The sequence below is a fragment of the Actinomadura sp. J1-007 genome (assembly GCF_009793335.1).
Lineage (GTDB): Bacteria > Actinomycetota > Actinomycetes > Streptosporangiales > Streptosporangiaceae > Spirillospora > Spirillospora yumaensis.
This window is the reverse complement of sequence record NZ_WING01000001.1, coordinates 267,764-284,188: the sequence shown is the minus strand read 5'-3', so window position 1 is coordinate 284,188 and position 16,425 is coordinate 267,764. Positions and strand designations below refer to the sequence as shown.

At 76.1% G+C, this 16,425-nt stretch carries 14 protein-coding genes and 1 pseudogene; 7 read left to right on the top strand and 8 right to left on the bottom strand.

Going from position 1 to position 16,425, the window contains the following annotated elements:
* The first annotated feature begins 9 nt into the window (after positions 1 to 9).
* Positions 10 to 591: an NTP transferase domain-containing protein gene (locus tag GEV43_RS01260; protein ID WP_160819134.1), complete on the top strand. Its 582-nt coding sequence runs from the start codon at positions 10 to 12 to the stop codon at positions 589 to 591.
* On the opposite strand, the gene GEV43_RS01255 is transcribed toward GEV43_RS01260, so the two are convergent.
* Entirely contained in the window at positions 579 to 1,112 is a 534-nt protein-coding gene (locus GEV43_RS01255; protein ID WP_160824211.1) for a MarR family winged helix-turn-helix transcriptional regulator, read from the bottom strand. The two genes, GEV43_RS01260 and GEV43_RS01255, sit on opposite strands and share 13 nt — an antisense overlap.
* Before the next feature lie 88 nt (positions 1,113 to 1,200).
* On the opposite strand from GEV43_RS01255, the gene GEV43_RS01250 reads away from it, so the two are divergent.
* Positions 1,201 to 2,106 (top strand): nitroreductase/quinone reductase family protein, encoded by a 906-nt coding sequence (locus GEV43_RS01250; protein ID WP_160819133.1) that lies wholly within the window; start codon positions 1,201 to 1,203, stop codon positions 2,104 to 2,106.
* Here GEV43_RS01250 and GEV43_RS01245 read toward each other — a convergent pair.
* From GEV43_RS01245 to GEV43_RS53555, 5 genes are all read right to left on the bottom strand, one after another.
* Positions 2,049 to 3,353, bottom strand: coding sequence for a DUF6986 family protein (locus tag GEV43_RS01245; protein WP_309239379.1), 1,305 nt, complete (start codon positions 3,351 to 3,353; stop codon positions 2,049 to 2,051). The genes GEV43_RS01250 and GEV43_RS01245 overlap by 58 nt on opposite strands.
* A 161-nt stretch (positions 3,354 to 3,514) precedes the next feature.
* The gene (locus GEV43_RS01240; RefSeq protein WP_160819132.1) at positions 3,515 to 4,993 is read right to left on the bottom strand and encodes a DUF1116 domain-containing protein; all 1,479 of its coding nucleotides are present in this window, start codon (positions 4,991 to 4,993) and stop codon (positions 3,515 to 3,517) included.
* The gene (locus GEV43_RS49080; protein ID WP_309239990.1) at positions 4,986 to 5,720 is read right to left on the bottom strand and encodes a hypothetical protein; all 735 of its coding nucleotides are present in this window, start codon (positions 5,718 to 5,720) and stop codon (positions 4,986 to 4,988) included. Before GEV43_RS49080 ends, GEV43_RS01240 begins: the two co-directional genes overlap by 8 nt.
* 8 nt (positions 5,721 to 5,728) lie before the next feature.
* Positions 5,729 to 6,565 carry a hypothetical protein gene (locus GEV43_RS54495; protein WP_309239378.1) on the bottom strand — a complete coding sequence of 279 codons (837 nt, stop codon included), beginning with the start codon at positions 6,563 to 6,565 and terminating at the stop codon, positions 5,729 to 5,731.
* A gap of 52 nt (positions 6,566 to 6,617) precedes the next feature.
* Positions 6,618 to 7,565 carry a DUF2877 domain-containing protein gene (locus tag GEV43_RS53555; RefSeq protein WP_160819131.1) on the bottom strand — a complete coding sequence of 316 codons (948 nt, stop codon included), beginning with the start codon at positions 7,563 to 7,565 and terminating at the stop codon, positions 6,618 to 6,620.
* A gap of 228 nt (positions 7,566 to 7,793) precedes the next feature.
* Between GEV43_RS53555 and GEV43_RS01225 the strand changes: the two genes are divergently transcribed.
* The 5 genes from GEV43_RS01225 to cutA all read left to right on the top strand — a co-directional run bounded on the left by GEV43_RS01225 (position 7,794) and on the right by cutA (position 15,260).
* Positions 7,794 to 9,638, top strand: coding sequence for a PucR family transcriptional regulator (locus GEV43_RS01225; RefSeq protein ID WP_160819130.1), 1,845 nt, complete (start codon positions 7,794 to 7,796; stop codon positions 9,636 to 9,638).
* 193 nt (positions 9,639 to 9,831) lie between these two features.
* The gene (locus GEV43_RS01220; protein ID WP_160819129.1) at positions 9,832 to 11,292 is read left to right on the top strand and encodes a uracil-xanthine permease family protein; all 1,461 of its coding nucleotides are present in this window, start codon (positions 9,832 to 9,834) and stop codon (positions 11,290 to 11,292) included.
* Between the two features lie 4 nt (positions 11,293 to 11,296).
* Positions 11,297 to 12,196, top strand: a complete 900-nt coding sequence (locus GEV43_RS54490; protein ID WP_160819128.1) for a xanthine dehydrogenase family protein subunit M — start codon at positions 11,297 to 11,299, stop codon at positions 12,194 to 12,196.
* Entirely contained in the window at positions 12,193 to 12,678 is a 486-nt protein-coding gene (locus GEV43_RS01210; protein WP_160819127.1) for a (2Fe-2S)-binding protein, read from the top strand. Before GEV43_RS54490 ends, GEV43_RS01210 begins: the two co-directional genes overlap by 4 nt.
* Positions 12,675 to 15,260, top strand: a complete 2,586-nt coding sequence (gene cutA, locus GEV43_RS01205; protein ID WP_160819126.1) for an aerobic carbon-monoxide dehydrogenase large subunit — start codon at positions 12,675 to 12,677, stop codon at positions 15,258 to 15,260. The genes GEV43_RS01210 and cutA overlap by 4 nt, the downstream gene beginning before the upstream one ends.
* Here cutA and GEV43_RS49070 read toward each other — a convergent pair.
* Positions 15,257 to 15,532, bottom strand: a complete 276-nt coding sequence (locus GEV43_RS49070) for a hypothetical protein (protein ID WP_241682729.1) — start codon at positions 15,530 to 15,532, stop codon at positions 15,257 to 15,259. The two genes, cutA and GEV43_RS49070, sit on opposite strands and share 4 nt — an antisense overlap.
* 47 nt (positions 15,533 to 15,579) lie before the next feature.
* Positions 15,580 to 16,103 (bottom strand): annotated as a pseudogene (locus tag GEV43_RS49065) (polysaccharide deacetylase family protein); the annotation flags it as partial.
* Positions 16,104 to 16,425: the final 322 nt, after the last annotated feature.

Genomic DNA, 16,425 nt, shown 5'->3' with positions numbered 1-16,425 from the left:
CCTTCCGTGATGACCCTGCACGGTGAGGAACCCCCGGCCGGCCTGCTGCTGGCGGCGGGCGCGGGCAGGCGGCTCGGCCGCCCCAAGGCCACCCTGGAGGTCGAGGGCGAACGGCTCGTCGACCGCGGCGTCCGCACGCTGCGCTCCGGGGGCTGCGCGCCGGTCCTCGTGGTGACGGGCGCCGCCTGCGTCGAGGTCATCGGCGCGGTCGTCGTCCCCAACGCCGACTGGCGCGAGGGCATGGGCTCGTCCCTGCGCGCGGGCCTCGCCGCGCTGCCGCCCGCCTGCCCGGCCGCGGTCGTCGCGCTGGTTGACCAGCCGCGGGTCACGCCCGCCGCCGTCGCCCGCCTGGTCGAGGCGTACGACCGGGGCGCGCGGATCGCCGTCGCCACCTACGGCGGCCGGCCCCGCAACCCCGTCCTGATCACCGCCCCGTACTTCGCCGAGGTCGCCGGGGCGGCGCGCGGCGACGTCGGGGCCCGCCCGTTCCTGCGCGCCAACCCGCACCTGATCACCGAGGTCGAGTGCGCCGACGTCGCGTCGTCCGAGGACATCGACACCCGGGCCGACCTGGAGTCCTACGGCGCCTGACCGGCGTCCCCCGCGGACGGGTCGGCGGCCCGCTCGTACCGGACGAGGGTGTCGATGAACATCCGGCGCTCCGCCGGGCTCAGCGGCTCCAGGGCCTCGCGCCACGCGTCGGCGCCGTTCGCGAGCCAGCCGCTGATGGCGGGGCGGTGCGCGTCCGCGATGCTGACGATCGTGCGGCGGCGGTCGCCGGGGTCCTCGCGGCGTTCGAGGATGCCCTGGCGGCTGAGGTCGCCGACCATGAGGCTCACCGTCGCGGGCGCGACCTCCAGCCGCGCGGCGAGCGCGTTCACCCCGAGCGGCCCGTCGAACAGCAGGTACGACAGCAGCGACAGGTGCCGGGGCGCGAGGTCGAACGAGGCCAGCTCGTCCGGCACTTTGATCCGCTTCGCGCGGCCGACCATGCGCGGCATCAGCCGCAGCATCGCCCGAATCCCGTCCTCGACGCTCGTCCCGTCCGCGGTGTCCGGTGCGGCCCCGGAGTCCGGGCCGGCGGCGGTCTGGTCACGCTCGCCTGTTGACATGTGCACGCGTCCAAAATAGCTTTGTCTTCTAAATAGCTTTGCTTGCAAAGCAAAGCTGCTTCGGCGCGTTCAGGATAGGGGAGCGAGCATGGGCACGTTCAACGGCGCGGTCATCGAGGAGTTCCGGGCGAACGGCGGGAAGGTCGGGGGCATGTTCGAGGGGGCGGCGCTGCTGCTGCTCACCGTGAACGGCGGGCGCCCGCGCACGGTGCCGCTGGGCTACCTGGCCGACGGGGACCGGCTGCTGGTCTTCGCGTCCAACGCGGGAGGGCCGGACGACCCGCGGTGGTACCGCGACGTCCGCGCCGACCCGCGCGTGACGGTCGAGCGCGGCGACGGGGAGGCCGTCGAGTCGTTCGAGGCGCTCGCGGTCGCCGTCGAGGGGGAGGAGCGCGACGAGTTGTACGCCCGGCAGAGCGCGCTCGTCCCGGCCTACGCCGACTACCAGCGCGGCACCCGCCGCGTGATCCCCGTCGTCGCCCTGCACCGGGCCGACGCGGAACGGGCCGGGGCCCTCGGCGACCACCTGGTCAAGGTGCACGCCGACCTGCGGCGGGAGCTGGCGACGGCGCGCGAGCGGGTCGCCGCCTACCTCGCCGGGCGCTCGGCGCGCGCGCCCGAGCCCGCGCTGCTCCAGCAGTTCCGCGCGCACTGCCTGACGACGTGCGCGTCCCTCGGGGAGCACCACGGCAAGGAGGAGGGCGTGTTCCCCAGGATCGAGCGGGCCTACCCCGGCCTCGCACCCGTGCTGGAACGGCTGCGCCGCGAGCACGTCGCCGTCGCGGCCCTCAAGCGCGACATGGTCGCCCTCCTCGACGGCCTCACCGCCGACGCGACCGAGACCGGGGCCGCGCCCGGGGACGGCGGCGCGGCCGATCCCGTGGTCGTCGGCGCGGAGCTGGACCGGATGGTCGCCGAACTGGAGGCGCACTTCGCCTACGAGGAGGAGCGGATCGTGCCGTACCTCAACGCGATGAGCCTCACCTCCCACTGACCGGCGCGGGGCTGGGGGTCAGGTGTCTTCGGGGGGAGGGGGAGGGCGCTCTGGTCCAGGGCGCCGCAGTCGACGGCGCGGCGGAGGCGGGCGACCAGCGCCTTGATCGTCGCGGGCTCGTCCAGGACGCCGCCGTCGCGGCCCGCGGCCTGCTCGTGCCAGGCGCGGACGCGGCCGATCACGTCGTCCACGCCGGTCAGGTGGTAGGCGTAGACGGCGGCGTAGCGGCTCGGCAGGTGCGCGGGGTGCAGGTCCCAGCCCTGGTAGAAGCCGTGCCGCAGGGAGTGCCTGACGTGCGCGGCGTGCGTCGTCCACGCCTCGTTGACCTCGTCGGGGCCGTCGTTGCGGGGGATGACGTTGGTGGAGCCGTCCGACAGGCGGATGCCGGTGCCCGCGAGCGTCACCTGCATGACGTGCCGGGCGAAGTCGCAGGCCGGGTGGTCGAGGCGCTGCTCCTCGGGCGGCAGGCCGAGCGCGGCGGTGTAGTCGAACACGCCGAAGTGCGCGGCGGTCATCCGGCCGCCCGCGGCCTCGGCGATCGCGCGCAGCCCGACCCGGCCGTCGCGGTCGACGATCGCCTCGGTGGTCTCCACCTGCACCTCGAACCGCAGGATCCCGGCGGGCAGCCCGAGCGCGGTCTCCAGCCGGTCGAGGTACTCGGCGAACAGCGCGACGTGCTCGGGCGCGACCACCTTGGGGAACGTGATCGTGAAGCCGCCGGGCAGCCGCCCGAGCCGTTCGCGCAGGGCGGTGAGGAACACGTCGAGGGTCCGCATCGCGCGCTCGTGGCCGCCGTCGGCGAACGACTTGACGCGCAGCCCCCAGTAATGCGGCAGGCCTTTCACCTGGTACGCGGCGGCGACGGCCTCCACGACCTGCGCGACGTGGCCGTCCTCCTCGGCGTCCGGCCGCACGCCGTAGCCGTCCTCGAAGTCGATCCGCACGTCCTCGATCGGCTCGTGCGCGAGCTTGGCGGCGACCCGCTCGCGGACGAGCCCGGCGATCTCGGGGTCGAGGCCGAACGCGCCGCCGAACGACCCGGCCCCCGGCGTGTGCGTGTTGAGCAGCCGCAGCGCCTCGGCGCCGAAGTCGGCGGGCGTCGTCCGGGAGAACCGGTCGGCGGGGACGTACACCGTGTGCACCGGCTGCCGTCCCGACGCGCCGCCGGGGAACAGCCGCCGGTGCTCGTCGCGGACGGCGGAGACGCGGGCGGACAGGTCGTCGGTGGAGGGCACGCTGAGGTTCACCCCGCCATGATCCCCAAGAGGGGGCCGGGTGGGGAGCCCGCGCCGGTCATCGGCCCGCGCCGGTCATCGGGGGGCCGGTCATCGGTCCGCGCGGTCGTCGGCGGGTGCCGGTCACCGACGGCTGCCGTTCATCAGTGCGCGCGGTCGTCGGCGGGTGCTGGTCATCGGGCCGCGCTGGCGGGGCCGCCGTCCGGAGGGGCGCCGGACGTGAGGGGAGTGTCCGCCAGGGCGCGCACGGCGTCGGCGAAGACGGAGGCGGGCGGCTCGACGAGCCCCGCGCCGACCTGGCCGGTGCCCGCCACGCGCCCGGCGATGCCGGTGTCGATGACGGGCAGGATCCCGGTCCGCACGACCCGCGCCGCGTCGATCCCCGCCGGGGTGCCGCGGAACGACAGCAGCGGGATCTGGAGCGCCGGGTGCTCGGCGAGCGTGATCTCGTACATCCGCCGGGTCGCGTCCAGCGCGTCGGGCACCTCGCCGCCGACGAACCGGACGATCGCGGGCGCGGCGGCGAGCGCGAACCCGCCGAACCCGGCCGTCTCGGTGATCGCCGAGTCGCCGATGTCGGGGTTGGCGTCGCCCGGCCCGTACGACCCGAGGTAGAGCCCGTCGGGGATCCCGGCGGGCCCGGTGAACCAGCGGTCGCCCGTCCCCGACACCTGGACGCCGAACTCGGTGCCGTTGCGGGCCATCGCGACGACGAGGCTGGAGCCGGGCACGCCGCGCGCCGCGTCGGCGGCGGCCTTCGCGGCGGCCATCCCGGCGTTGAGGAAGAAGTGGTCGTTGCCGCCCGCGAATCGCAGCGCCGCCGCGACCCGCTCGCGCGGCGCGTCGCCCGCGGCGAGGTCGGGCGCCAGCTCGCGCACCAGCAGCGCCGTCGCGGCCCGGTTGCGGTTGTGCAGCTCGTCGCCCATCTGGAGCGCCTGCGCCATGATCGACAGCAGGTCGACCGGGCCGTGCCGCCGCACCGCGTCCGCGAGCAGCGGGCCGAGCTCCGCGCCCATCCAGCGCAGCCGCTCGATCACCTCCGGGCCGTACGCGCCGTACCGCAGCACCTTGCCGAGGCCCTCGTTCAGCGTGCAGTACGCGGTGCCGCCGTGCTCGGCGTCGCGGACGACCAGCATCCACATCGACGGGCTGACCACGCCCGCCATCGGGCCGACCGCGCCGTGGCGGTGGCACGGCTCCAGCGTCGCGCCGCCCCGCGCGAGGGACCGCTCCGCGCCGGCGGGCGTCTCGGCGAGCCCTTCGAGGAGCATCGCGCCGACGAGCGCCCCGCGCATCGGGCCGGACGCGCCGTCCCAGCCGAGCGGCGGCCCGGCGTGCAGGAACGTGCCGCGGTCCAGGCCGAGGACGTCGGCGGCGGGCCGGACGTCCACCAGGTGCGGCCGGGCGGTCAGCATCCGCCGGACGGCGCGCTCGTTCGCCTCGGCGTGGCCGGGAAGCCCGGCGACCGCGGCGAGGGCGTCCTCGGTGCCGGGCGGCGGCGGACGCCAGTCGACGGCCTCGACCGGCACCGCCTGCCGGACGAGCGCGTCGGCCAGCACCTCGATGCCCGCCGCGACGACGCGGGGCTCGCGGACGAGCAGGCCGCCGAGCCTGGCGCCCGCGCCGTCCGGCCGGGGTCCGTCCTCAGCCATCGGCGTCCCCCCGTCGCGTGCCGTGCGGCTCCTCGGCGCGCCCGCCCGCGGTGCCCGCCGCGAGGTGGGCGGCGCGGCGGGCGGCCTCGGCGTTGGAGGCGTAGACGTCCGCGCCCGCGCCCGCGAACGCCGCGGCCTGCCGGTCGCGGTCCTGCGGGTCGGCGGGCGTCCCGCAGAGCGACACGACGGCGGCGAGGCCGTCGCGGCCGTCCAGCGCCGCCGCGAGCGCGGGCGCGAACGACGCCGCCGGGTCGGGGTCCGCGCCGTACCCGAGGACGGCGTCGAGCAGCAGCACCCCGCACGCGGGGTCGGCGGCCTCGCGGGCGAGGGCCTCCAGCCGCAGCGTCGGGTCGATCATCGGGTGGGGGCGGCCGCGGGTGTACGCGTCGTCGCCGAAGTCGCGGAGCCGGTGCCCGCCGCGCTCCAGGTCCCAGCCGAGCAGGTCGCGGGCGACGGCCTCGGCCTCGTCCCGCAGCGTCCCGCCGGCGAACAGGCCCCGCAGCGCGCCCGCGCCCGCCCCCGGCGCGCGCGACCGTACCGCGGGCCAGCGCGGCCAGTCCGGGACGGGGCGTCCGAGCGCCTTCAGGACCCGTTCCGCCGCCGCCGTCAGGCCGCCCGCGACGTCGTCCCCGCCGGGCGCGGGCAGCGCGAGGACGACCGGGGTGTCCAGGCGGCGCGCGGCCTCGCGGATCAGGTCGGCCGAGCGCGCGGCGGGGGCCTTGGCCACCAGCACGATCAGCTCCGTCGCCGGGTCGGCGCCGAGCGCCGCGAGCGCCGCGAGCGACGAGCGCCCGCTGACGGCGGGCGACAGGTCGCGCCCGCCGACGCCGAGCACGTGCCGGACGCCGACGCCCGCCGCGTCCAGCAGGCACATGAGCTGCTGCGCGCCGGTGCCGGACGCCGCGACGACGCCGACGGGGCCCGGCCGCACCGCGTTGGCGAACCCGAGGCCCGCGCCGCCGACCACCGCCGTCCCGCAGTCGGGCCCATCACGAGCAGGCCGCGCCGGGCCGCCGCCTCCTTGAGCGCGACCTCCTGGTCGAGCGGGACGTTGTCGCTGAAGATCATCACGTTGAGCCCGGCGTCCAGGGCGTCCATCGCCTCGGGGAACACGTGCGGGCCCGGCACCGACAGCAGCGCGAGGTTCGCGTCCGCCCGCGCCGCCGCCGACGCGGTCGTGCGCGCGGGCGGGCCCTCCCCGAACGGGACGCCGCCGCCCGCGCCGGGCCCGGCGTCGCGCAGCAGCCCGTCGAGCGCCTCGCGGGCCCGCTCCAGCGCCCCGGCGGGCCCGTTCGCCCCGTCCGCCCCGTCCGGCCCGTTCGCCGCGTCGTCGCCGTCCGTGCCGTCCTCCGTCGTGCGGACGGCGACGACGAGGTCCGCGGGCCCCGCGCCGTCCGGCACGGCGAAGCCCATGCGGGCGAGGACCTCCAGGTTCAGCTCCGTGCCCATCGCCGCCATGGCCGCGTCGATCCCCGAGAGCTCGCCGACGGAGCGGGAGACCCGCATCAGGGTGACCGAGTCCCGGTACACCCCGGCCAGCACCTCGACGAACTCGCGCGGCCCGCCGCTCACCCCGCGCGCCTCGCGCGCCTCGCGCCGGCGTCCGGCGGGGGCGGCCGGCGTCTCACGACGCCGCCCGGCTCTCGCCGGTCGCGCGGCCCGCCAGGGCCAGCGTCGCGCGGCATCCGGCGAGGACGCCCCACGCGAGGTCGGCGCCGGAGGTGTGGCCGACGGCGAGCAGCCGCCGCACGGCCGGGGCGGACGACTCGTGCCCGGCGACGCAGCGCAACACGGCGGCGACCTCGGCGCCCGCGCCGCCCTCGTTCGCGCAGTGCAGCAGGGTCGCGGCGAGCGCGGTCGTGCGGGTGCCCGCGTCGGCGGTCACGGCCGCGCCGAGCCAGTCGGCGAGCCACCCGGCCGTACCGCCCTCGCGGAGCGCGCCGCCGACCAGCCGCAGCGAGACCAGCAGCCCGGACAGGATGTCGTCGCCGCTCGGGGTGAGGCCGGGGCCGAGCCCGACGATGCGCTCGGCGGCCTCCACCGCGCCCGCGAGGTCGCCCGCCGCGCAGCGGTCGGCGAGCTGGAGCGGGTCGGGGTGGCCGGCGAGCCCGCCGCCGGTCATCCCGGCGGCGGCGAGGGAGTTCTCGACCGAGCGGACGCCGCGGGCGAGGGCGGCGCGGCTCAGCGAGCCGAGCGCGGGCACCGGGTCCCACCAGCGGCGGACCTTCACGTGCAGGCCCTCGGCCTCGGCCCGGCCGTCGCCGACCCACGCCTCGGCGCCCTCCCGGACGCGGCGGAACGGCCGGTCGCGGCGGGCGGCGGCGATGACGACGGCGTTCGGCAGCCGGACGGCGTCGGAGGTGACGACGGCGACGACGCGCGGCTCGCGGTCGCCGCGCAGCTCCAGGTAGACCGCCGTCGGGAAGACGGCGATGACGCGCGCCGGGCGGCGCGCCGGATCGAGCACGGGCCGCAGCGCGAGACTCGCGGCTCCCCCGGCGGGGAGCGCCGCGGGCGGCGGGCCTCCGGGCCGCGAGGGGAGCGGGATCGGGTCGCGCACGAGGGCGGTCATTCAGGGTCCTCCCGGGAGGCCGGTGTCGGGGGGCCAAAGCGCAGGCCGTCCATGGCGCGGGCCCGACCTCTGCTGGGACGGTAGACCGGGCCCTCCGGGGCGTCGTATGGGGAAAGCTGCCAAGGATGGTTGTCATCGTTCGTCTTTGTTGTCAGGGTTGATCAGGAACAGGTAGCGATCACGCCGTATCGGGCGATGTACGCACCAAAAGGCGAGGTGACCCCTGGCATGAGTTACACCAGCGCGGACCCGGGCCCACCGGCCCTCCGGCTCGCGAGCACCGGAACACTGACCTACGGCCTGTCCGTCGGCGAGGTCCTCGGCGTCTCCACCCTGAACGGCGCCCGGCTCATCGCCGGACGGGCGGGACTCGACCGCATCGTCCAGCGGCTGAACGTGATGGAGGTCCCCGACATCCTGTCGTGGGTCAAACCGAACGAGCTGCTGCTGACCACCGGCTACCCCCTGCGCAACACCCCCCAGTCCCTCGACAACCTGGTCGCCGACCTGGACGAGCGCGGCCTGGCCGCGCTCGCGATCAAGCTCGGCCGGTACCTGGACTCGCTGCCCGCCGAGATGATCGCGCAGGCCGACCGGCGCGGCTTCCCCCTGATCCTGCTGCCGAACGACGTCGGGTTCGACGACATCCTGAACCAGGTCCTGACCGACATCCTCAACCGGCAGGCCGCCGTGCTCGCCCGCACCGAGGAGGTGCACCGGGCGCTCGTGCAGATCGTGCTGTGCGGCGGCGGGCTCCAGGAGGTGGTCGACGAGGTCGCGACGCTGCTGGACGTGGCGGTCGTGGTGCTGGACGGCGACCAGCGCGTCCTCGCGGGCGCCGGGCCCGAGGAGCGGGTGCAGGCCATGCGGGCGTTCGACGCGGGCCGGCACGCGGCGTGCGGGCGCGGCGGCTGCGGCATCACCGGCGCGCACGGCACCGCCGACCACCTGGTCGTCCCCGTCGTCGCCGGCGGGTTCGACCACGGCCGGATCATCGCGTTCAGCCCGAACGCGACGCTGCGCGGCACCGACCTCGGCATCCTCGAACGCGCCGCGACCGTCGCGGCGCTCGTGGTGACCAAGCAGCAGGCGGTCGCGGCGGTCGAGAGCAAGTACCGCGCCGACTTCCTGCGCGACATCCTCGCGGGCCGCGCGGGCGACGACGACCGGGTCGTCGCGCACTGCGACGGGTTCGGCTGGGACCTCGACCGCCCCGTCATGGTGGTCGTCGCCGAGCTGGACGGACGCGGCGGGCCCGCGGGCGCCGACCGGACCGGGCGCGGCGCCGAAGCGGGCGCGGCCGGAGCCGGCGGCGCGGGCGGCGCCCGGGGACGGGGCGCCGACTCCTCCCGTACGCGGGCGGAGGTCCCGAGGCCGCGCGGCGACCTCGAAGGCGGCACGCGCAGCGGCCGGGGCGCCGAGGAGCGCTCGGCGCAGGAACGGCTCGCCGCCGCGTGGACGGCCGCCGTCCGCCGCCACGACCGTGGCGCCGCCGTCGCGAGCTTCGCGCACGAGGTCGTCGCGGTCATCGGCGCGGAGGACGGCGACACCGCCGACCTGCCGACCGGGCCGATCCAGACGATGGTGAAGGAGGCGTCGTCGGTCTTCGCCGAGCACCTGCCGGTGCGGCGCACGTTCTCCACCGGGATCAGCCGGACGGTCACGTCGCCCGCCGGGCTTCCCGAGGCGTACGAGCAGGCGGTCAAGGCCGTCCGGGTCGGACGGCAGCTCCACGGCGCCGGCGCCCGCGCGCACTTCGACCAGCTCGGCGTCTACCGGCTGCTCAGCCTGGTCTCCGACCCGGAGGAGCTGCACGCGTTCGTCCGCGAGACGCTCGGCGAGCTCGCCTCCGACGAGGAGCCGGAGCTGGTCGACCTGCGCCGCACCCTCCAGGTGCTGCTGGAGACCAACCTCAACGTGGCCGAGACGGCGCGGCGGCTGCACTTCCACTACAACACGCTGCGCTACCGCATCGGGAAGCTGGAGCGGATGCTCGGCCCGTTCACCGAGGACGCGCACCTGCGCCTCAACCTCACCCTCGCGCTGCACGTGCTGCGGATGAGGGGGATCTGACCGCGCCCGAACGGAACGAGCCGAACGACCCCGGAGCGGACGGGCCTCGGCGGGCACCGCCGAGGCCCGGTCCGCTCGGGTGGCTGTACGTTGCCCGGACGCGTTCGCGCGCGGGCGCACGTTCACGAGCACGCCCGCGCGGGAAGGCACAGGGAACGTTCCGGTCGGGGGACTGTCCGGGAGGAGGCCGCGGATGGCGTTCGGCTGGAAGGTGCACGGCGACGGGAGGACCCCGCCGCCGGGCGAGGTGGTGCGGCCGGACGAGCGGCTGAGCTGGCCGCGCACGGCCGGGATCGGCGCGCAGCACGTGGTCGCGATGTTCGGCGCGACGTTCGTGTTCCCCGTGGTGATGGGCCTGGACCCCAACCTGTCGATCATGATGTCCGGGGTCGCGACGCTGCTGTTCCTGCTGATCGTCGGCGGCCGGGTGCCGAGCTACCTCGGCACGAGCGCCTCGTTCGTCGGGGCGGTCGCGGCGATCCGCGCGGCGGGCGGCGACAGCGCGGCGGTGACCGGCGCGATCCTGGTGGCGGGCCTCGCGCTGCTCGCGGTCGGCGTGGTCGTCCACGCGCTCGGCGGCGAGGTCGTGCACCGGGTGTTCCCGCCCGTGGTGACCGGCGCGGTCGTCATGCTGATCGGGTTCAACCTCGCGCCGGTCGTCGCCCGGACCTACTGGCCGCAGGACCAGTGGACGGGCCTGCTCACGCTCGGCTTCGCGGTGCTGTGCGCCGTGCTGCTGCGCGGGTTCTGGGCGCGGATCGCGATCCTGCTCGCGCTGGTCTTCGGGTTCGCGCTGTCGTGGGTGCTCGACCGCGCCGCCGGGGAGATCACCTCGGTGCTGCCGGGGCAGAACCTCCTGGACGCGGCGGGGCGCCCGTGCCCGAAGGAGGGCCCGTACTGCGTCGCGACGGCGTTCCCGCACGACCGGGTCGATCTCGCGGGCGTCCGGGGCGCGGACTGGTTCGGCTTCCCCGACCTGCACGCCCCCGGCTTCACGACGTCCGCGATCCTGCTGGCGCTGCCCGCCGTCATCGCGCTCATCGCCGAGAACACCGGGCACGTCAAGGCGGTGTCCGCGATGACCGGCGACGACCTGGACCCGGTGCTCGGCCGCGCGCTCGCCGCCGACGGCGCCGCCACGGTCCTCGCCTCCGGCGTCGGCGGCTCGCCCACCACCACGTACGCCGAGAACATCGGCGTCATGGCCGCCACCCGCATCTACTCCACCGCCGCCTACCACATCGCGGCGGTCGTCGCGATCGCGTTCGGGCTGTGCCCGAAGTTCGGCGCGCTCGTCGCCGCGACGCCCGGCGGCGTGCTCGGCGGCATCACCGTCGTGCTGTACGGGATGATCGGCCTGCTCGGCGCGAAGATCTGGATCGAGAACCGGATCGACTTCGGCGACCCCGTCAACCTGGTGCCGGTCGCGGCGGCGCTCATCCTCGGCATCGGCGACGTCACGTTGAAGATCACCGACGACTTCCCGTTGCAGGGCATCGCGTTCGGCACCGTCGCCGTGCTCGTCGGCTACCACGCGCTGAACGCGGTCGCGGGCCCCCGGCGCGGGCCCGGCGGCACCGGCGCGGGCGTGATCGCGCCGGACGAGCGCGAGATCGGCGGCCCGGTCCGCCCGCCCACGGCCGAGAACGGGTGAGCGCGTGAAGCCTCCCCCCTTCGCCTACACCGCCCCCCGCACGGTCGACGCGGCGCTGGAGGCGCTCGCGGAGCCGGGCGCGAAGGTCCTGGCGGGCGGGCAGTCGCTGATCCCGCTGCTCAACATGCGGCTGGCCGCGCCCGCGCGGCTGGTCGACATCAACGGCGTCGCGGGGCTCGGCGCGCTGGAGGCGACCGCCGCGGGCGTGCGGGCGGGCGCGCTGGTCCGGCACGCCGCCGCCGGACGGTCCGAGGGGGCCGCCCGCGTCCAGCCGCTCCTGCGCCGCGCCGTCCGGCACGTCGCGCACCCGGCGGTCCGCAACCGCGGGACGGTCGTCGGGAGCCTCGCCCACGCCGACCCGGCCGCCGAGCTGCCCGCCGTCCTCGCCGTGCTCGGCGGGGCGGTCGAGGCCGCGTCCGTGCGGGGCCGCCGGACGATCCCCGCGGGCGCCTTCTTCGCCGGGCCGCTCGAACCGGCGCTCGCGCCCGACGAGCTGGCGGTCTCCGCGTTCTTCCCGGCCGCGCCGCCCCGGTCGGGCTCGGCGTTCGCCGAGACGTCCCGCAGGCACGGCGACTACGCGCTCGCCGGGGTGGCCGTCACCGTCGCGCTCGGCGCGGACGGTACGGTCCGCTCGGCCCGCGCCGGCTACCTCGGCGTCGGCGCGACACCGCTCGTGCTCGACCTGACGTCCGTCGCCGCGGAGGGCGCCTGCGCCGCCGCGTTCGCCCGGGAGAACGTCGACCCGGACGGCGACGTCCACGCGAGCGCCGACTACCGGCGGCATCTGGCGGGCGTCCTCACCGACCGGGCCCTGCGCGAGGCGACCGCCGAGGCCCTCGCCGAGGCCCGGCTGGACGGACCGGGCGCCCGCGACGGTGACGGCGGCGGAGGAGGGGCGGCATGACGGAGGAGACGTTCGAGATCGTCCTGACGGTCAACGGCGTGCACCGCGCCGCCCGCGCGCCCGCGCGCCGCCTGCTGTCGGACCTGCTCCGCCACGACCTCGGGCTGACGGGCACGCACGTCGGCTGCGAGCACGGCGTGTGCGGCTGCTGCACCGTCCTGCTGGACGGGGAGCCGGTGCGGTCGTGCCTGATGTTCGCGGTCACCGCGTCCGGGCGCGCGGTGACGACCGTGGAGGGACTCGCCGGGCCGGACGGGCGGATGTCGCCGGTGCAGCAGGCGTTCCAGGACTGCCACGGGCTCCAGTGCGGGTTCTGCACGCCGGGCTTCCTCTGCACGATCACCGCGTTCCTGCGCGACACGCCCCGGCCGACCGACGAGGAGATCCTCGAAGCCGTCTCCGGCAACCTGTGCCGCTGCACGGGCTACCAGAACATCCTGCGCTCCGTCCGGCGCGCCTCCGACCTCATGGAGGAGTCATGAGCACGCGGATGTTCGGCGAGCCGATCGCGCGGCGCGAGGACCCGAGGCTGCTGACCGGCCAGGGCCGGTTCCTGGACGACCTCGGGCGGGGCGCGCTCGCCGCCGCGTTCGTCCGGTCGCCCCACGCGCACGCGCGCGTCACCGGCATCGACGTCGCGGACGCGCTGGACGTGGACGGCCTCGTCGCGATCTACACCTGGGACGACCTGCCCGGCCGCGTCGCCGAGCCGCTGCCGCTGCTCATCCCGCACCCGGCGCTCACCCACGGCCGCACCGGGTACGCGCTCGCCCGCGACGTCGTCCGGCACGTCGGCGAGCCGGTCGCGATGGTCGTCGCCGCCGACCGCTACCTGGCCGAGGACGCCGCCGAGCGCGTCCGCGTCGGCTACGAGCCGCTGCCCGCCGTCGTCGGCATCGAGAACGCCGAGCGCGCCCGCGACCTCGTCCACCCGGACGTGCCCGGCAACGTCGGCGCCGTCCTGCTCCAGGAGAACGGCGACGCGCCCGCCGCCATCGCGGACGCGCCGCACGTGCTGGAGTTCCGGCTCTCGATCGAGCGCAGCGCGTCCACCCCGCTGGAGGGGCGCGGCGTCTACGCCCGCTGGGACGCCGACGACGGGTCCCTGCGCGTCTACTCCTCCACGCAGGCGTCCACGAGCGTGCGCGCCGCGATCGCCGCGAAGCTGGACCTGCCGCCCGGCAAGGTCGAGGTGGTCGCCCCGGACGTCGGCGGCGGCTTCGGCGTCAAGATCGTCCACCCGTGGCCGGAGGAGGTCCTCGTGCCGTGGGCCGCGCGCCTGCTCGGCCGCGAGGTCAAGTGGGCCGAGGACCGGCGCGAGCACTTCGTCGCGTCGGCGCACGAGCGCGGCCAGCTCCACGACGTGCGGGTCGGGTTCGACGGCGCGGGCCGCGTGCTCGGCCTGGACGTGCGCATCCTGCACGACCACGGCGCCTACACCCCGTACGGGATCATCATCCCGATCGTCACCTCCACCCAGCTCCTCGGGCCGTACCGGATCGGCGCGTACCGGGCGGAGGTCCGCAGCCTCTACACCAACACGCTGATCGTCACCCCGTACCGGGGCGCGGGCCGCCCGCAGGGCGTGTTCTGCATGGAGCGGACGATGGACCGCATCGCCGCGCACCTCGGCCTCGACCGCGCCGACGTGCGCGCGGCCAACCTGATCCAGCCGGACGAGTTCCCCTACGACCAGGGCCTGACGTTCCAGGACGGCCGGCCGCTGGTGTACGACTCGGGCGACTACCCCGAGCTGCTGCGCAGGGTCCGGGACCTGATCGGCTGGGACGCGTTCGAGGGCGAGCGGCGGGCCGCCGCCGCGCGCGGGCGCCGGATCGGGATCGGCCTCGGCTGCTACGTCGAGGGCACGGGCGTCGGCCCGTACGAGGGCGGGCACGTCGAGATCGACTCGGCGGGGCGGGTGCACGTGTCCACCGGGCTCACCTCGCAGGGGCAGGGCCACCAGACCGCCTTCGCGCAGATCGCCGCCGCCGAGCTGGGCGTCCCGATCGAGAGCGTGCGCGTCACGACCGGCGACACCCGCCGGTTCGGCTACGCGGTCGGGACGTTCGCGTCCCGCGCGGCCGTGATGAGCGGCAACGCGATCGCGCTCGCCTGCCGCAAGGTGCGGGCCAAGGCGCTGCGCATCGCGGCCGAGGCCCTCGAAGCCGACCCGCGCGACCTCGACGTCACCGACGGGGTCGTGCACGTGCGCGGGGACCGTTCGGCGGCGGTGCCGCTCGCGACGGTCGCGGTGCTGTCCAACCCGCTGCGGTACGCGTTCGACGCGCAGACCGCCGCCGCCACGCAGTTCGCGACGGGCCGCCCGCCGTCCGAGCCGCCCGTCGCGCCCGGCGACGAGCCCGGCCTGGAGGGGCGCGACTACTACTCGCCGGTGCGGTCCACGTTCGCCGCCGGGGCGCACGCCGCGATCGTGGAGACCGACCCCGACACCGCCGAGATCCGGATCCTGCGGTACGCCGTCGTGCACGACTGCGGCCGCCTCGTCAACCCGCGCATCGTCGAGGGCCAGATCCACGGGGGAGTGGCGCAGGGCGTCGCCGGGGCCCTCTACGAGCGGATGGCGTACGACGCGTCCGGCCAGCTCCTCAACGCCTCGTTCATGGACTTCCTGATGCCGTACGCGACGGAGGTCCCGGCCGTCGAGATCGACCATCTGGAGACGCCGTCGCCGCTCAACCCGCTCGGCATCAAGGGCGCGGGCGAGGCGGGGGTGATCCCGGTGTCCGCCGTGATCGCGTCGGCGGTGGAGGACGCCGAGGGCATCGGGATCGACGCGATGCCCCTCAGCCCCGACGCCCTCTTCCACCTCCGCCGCACGTCCGCCGCATGGAGCGCCGCCGGGACGGGCGCGGGGACGGGTGCGGGAGCGGAGGCCGGGAGCGCCGCCGGGGCGGGGGCCGGGCGGCGTCGGGAGGACGACGATGCTGGCGGGGTTGCTCGGGGAGCGGGGGACCTCAACCCCGCCAGCCCGCCTGACCCTAGCCGCGGCGGCGAGCCGCGGCCGGGGCAACCGGGAATCGTCCCGGAAGGCGAGCTTTAGCCGCCCGGCCGCTGGTCAGGGGCGTTGCCGCCGAGGGACTTCGGGATGTAGTTCTGCACGGCGGCGGGCCGGAAACCCTGCTCCTTGATCCAGCCGAGCATCATCTGGAACTGCTGCGCCAGGCCCTTGCGGTAGTGCATGAGGATGACGTCGCCCGGCTTGAAGCCCTTGCCCGCGCCGTCCCCCGCGCGAAGCCGTTGAACCCGGCTCCGGGCCCGGTCGTCCCGTTGTAGAACTCCGCCGACCACAGCAGGAACGACTTGATGCCGCACTCCTTGGCGACCTTGCGGGTGGTGAGGTTCATGCTGCCGAACGGGGGCCGGAAGATCTGCGGGCGGCGGCCGTACTGCTTGGCGATCGCGTCGGACGAGTCGCAGATCTCCCGCTTCTGCCGCTCGGGGTGAGCGTCGCCATGTTGGGGTGGGTGACGGTGTGGTTCTCCATCGGCGACCCGGCGTTGCGCATGGCCCAGAAGTACTGCCCCTGCCCCCGGATGTACTGGGACGTGAGGAACGTCAGGATCGGGACCTTCTCCTTGCGGACCAGCCGCACGAACTCGGCGTCGTAGGTGTAGCCGTCGTCGATCGTCAGGAACACCACGCGGTCGTTCGTGGAGATCCGCGAGATGACGGGCGGCAGGCCGTCCTTGGACGGCTGCGGCGGCGTCCACGAGCCGGGCTTCGGCGCCTCCCACTCGTGGTCGGCGAGCGCGGCGCGCAGCCCGGACCGGGTCGCCGGGCCGGGGTCGGTCGCCGCCGCGTCCGCCAGGGCGGGCCACGCGCCCGCCGCCACCCCGAGGACTCCGGCGGCCACCGTGGCGATCACGGGCGTCTTCCCTCGCATCTGCCGCGCACTCCGTTCACTCGTCGTTCGCTGTCGTTCCGGGCCGTACGTCGTCGTTCGTCGTTCGCTGTCGCTGTCGGTCCGCGTCGTTCCGTGTCGTTCCGGGTCGTCCGCGGCCGCTCGCCGTTCGCTCGTCGATCATCCCGCGCCCGCTTCGGTTGACGCGCCGGGGGCGGGCGCGGTTCGGGCGAACGCCGCGCGACTTTCCGGGCTGTACGGACATATCTGACCATGCCCGCGGTCCCGCGCGCGTATCTCACCGATCCTCGGCGTGTACTCGGCACATGTTGCCCCTGCGGGCGGGGCCGGCGTTCTCTAAGGT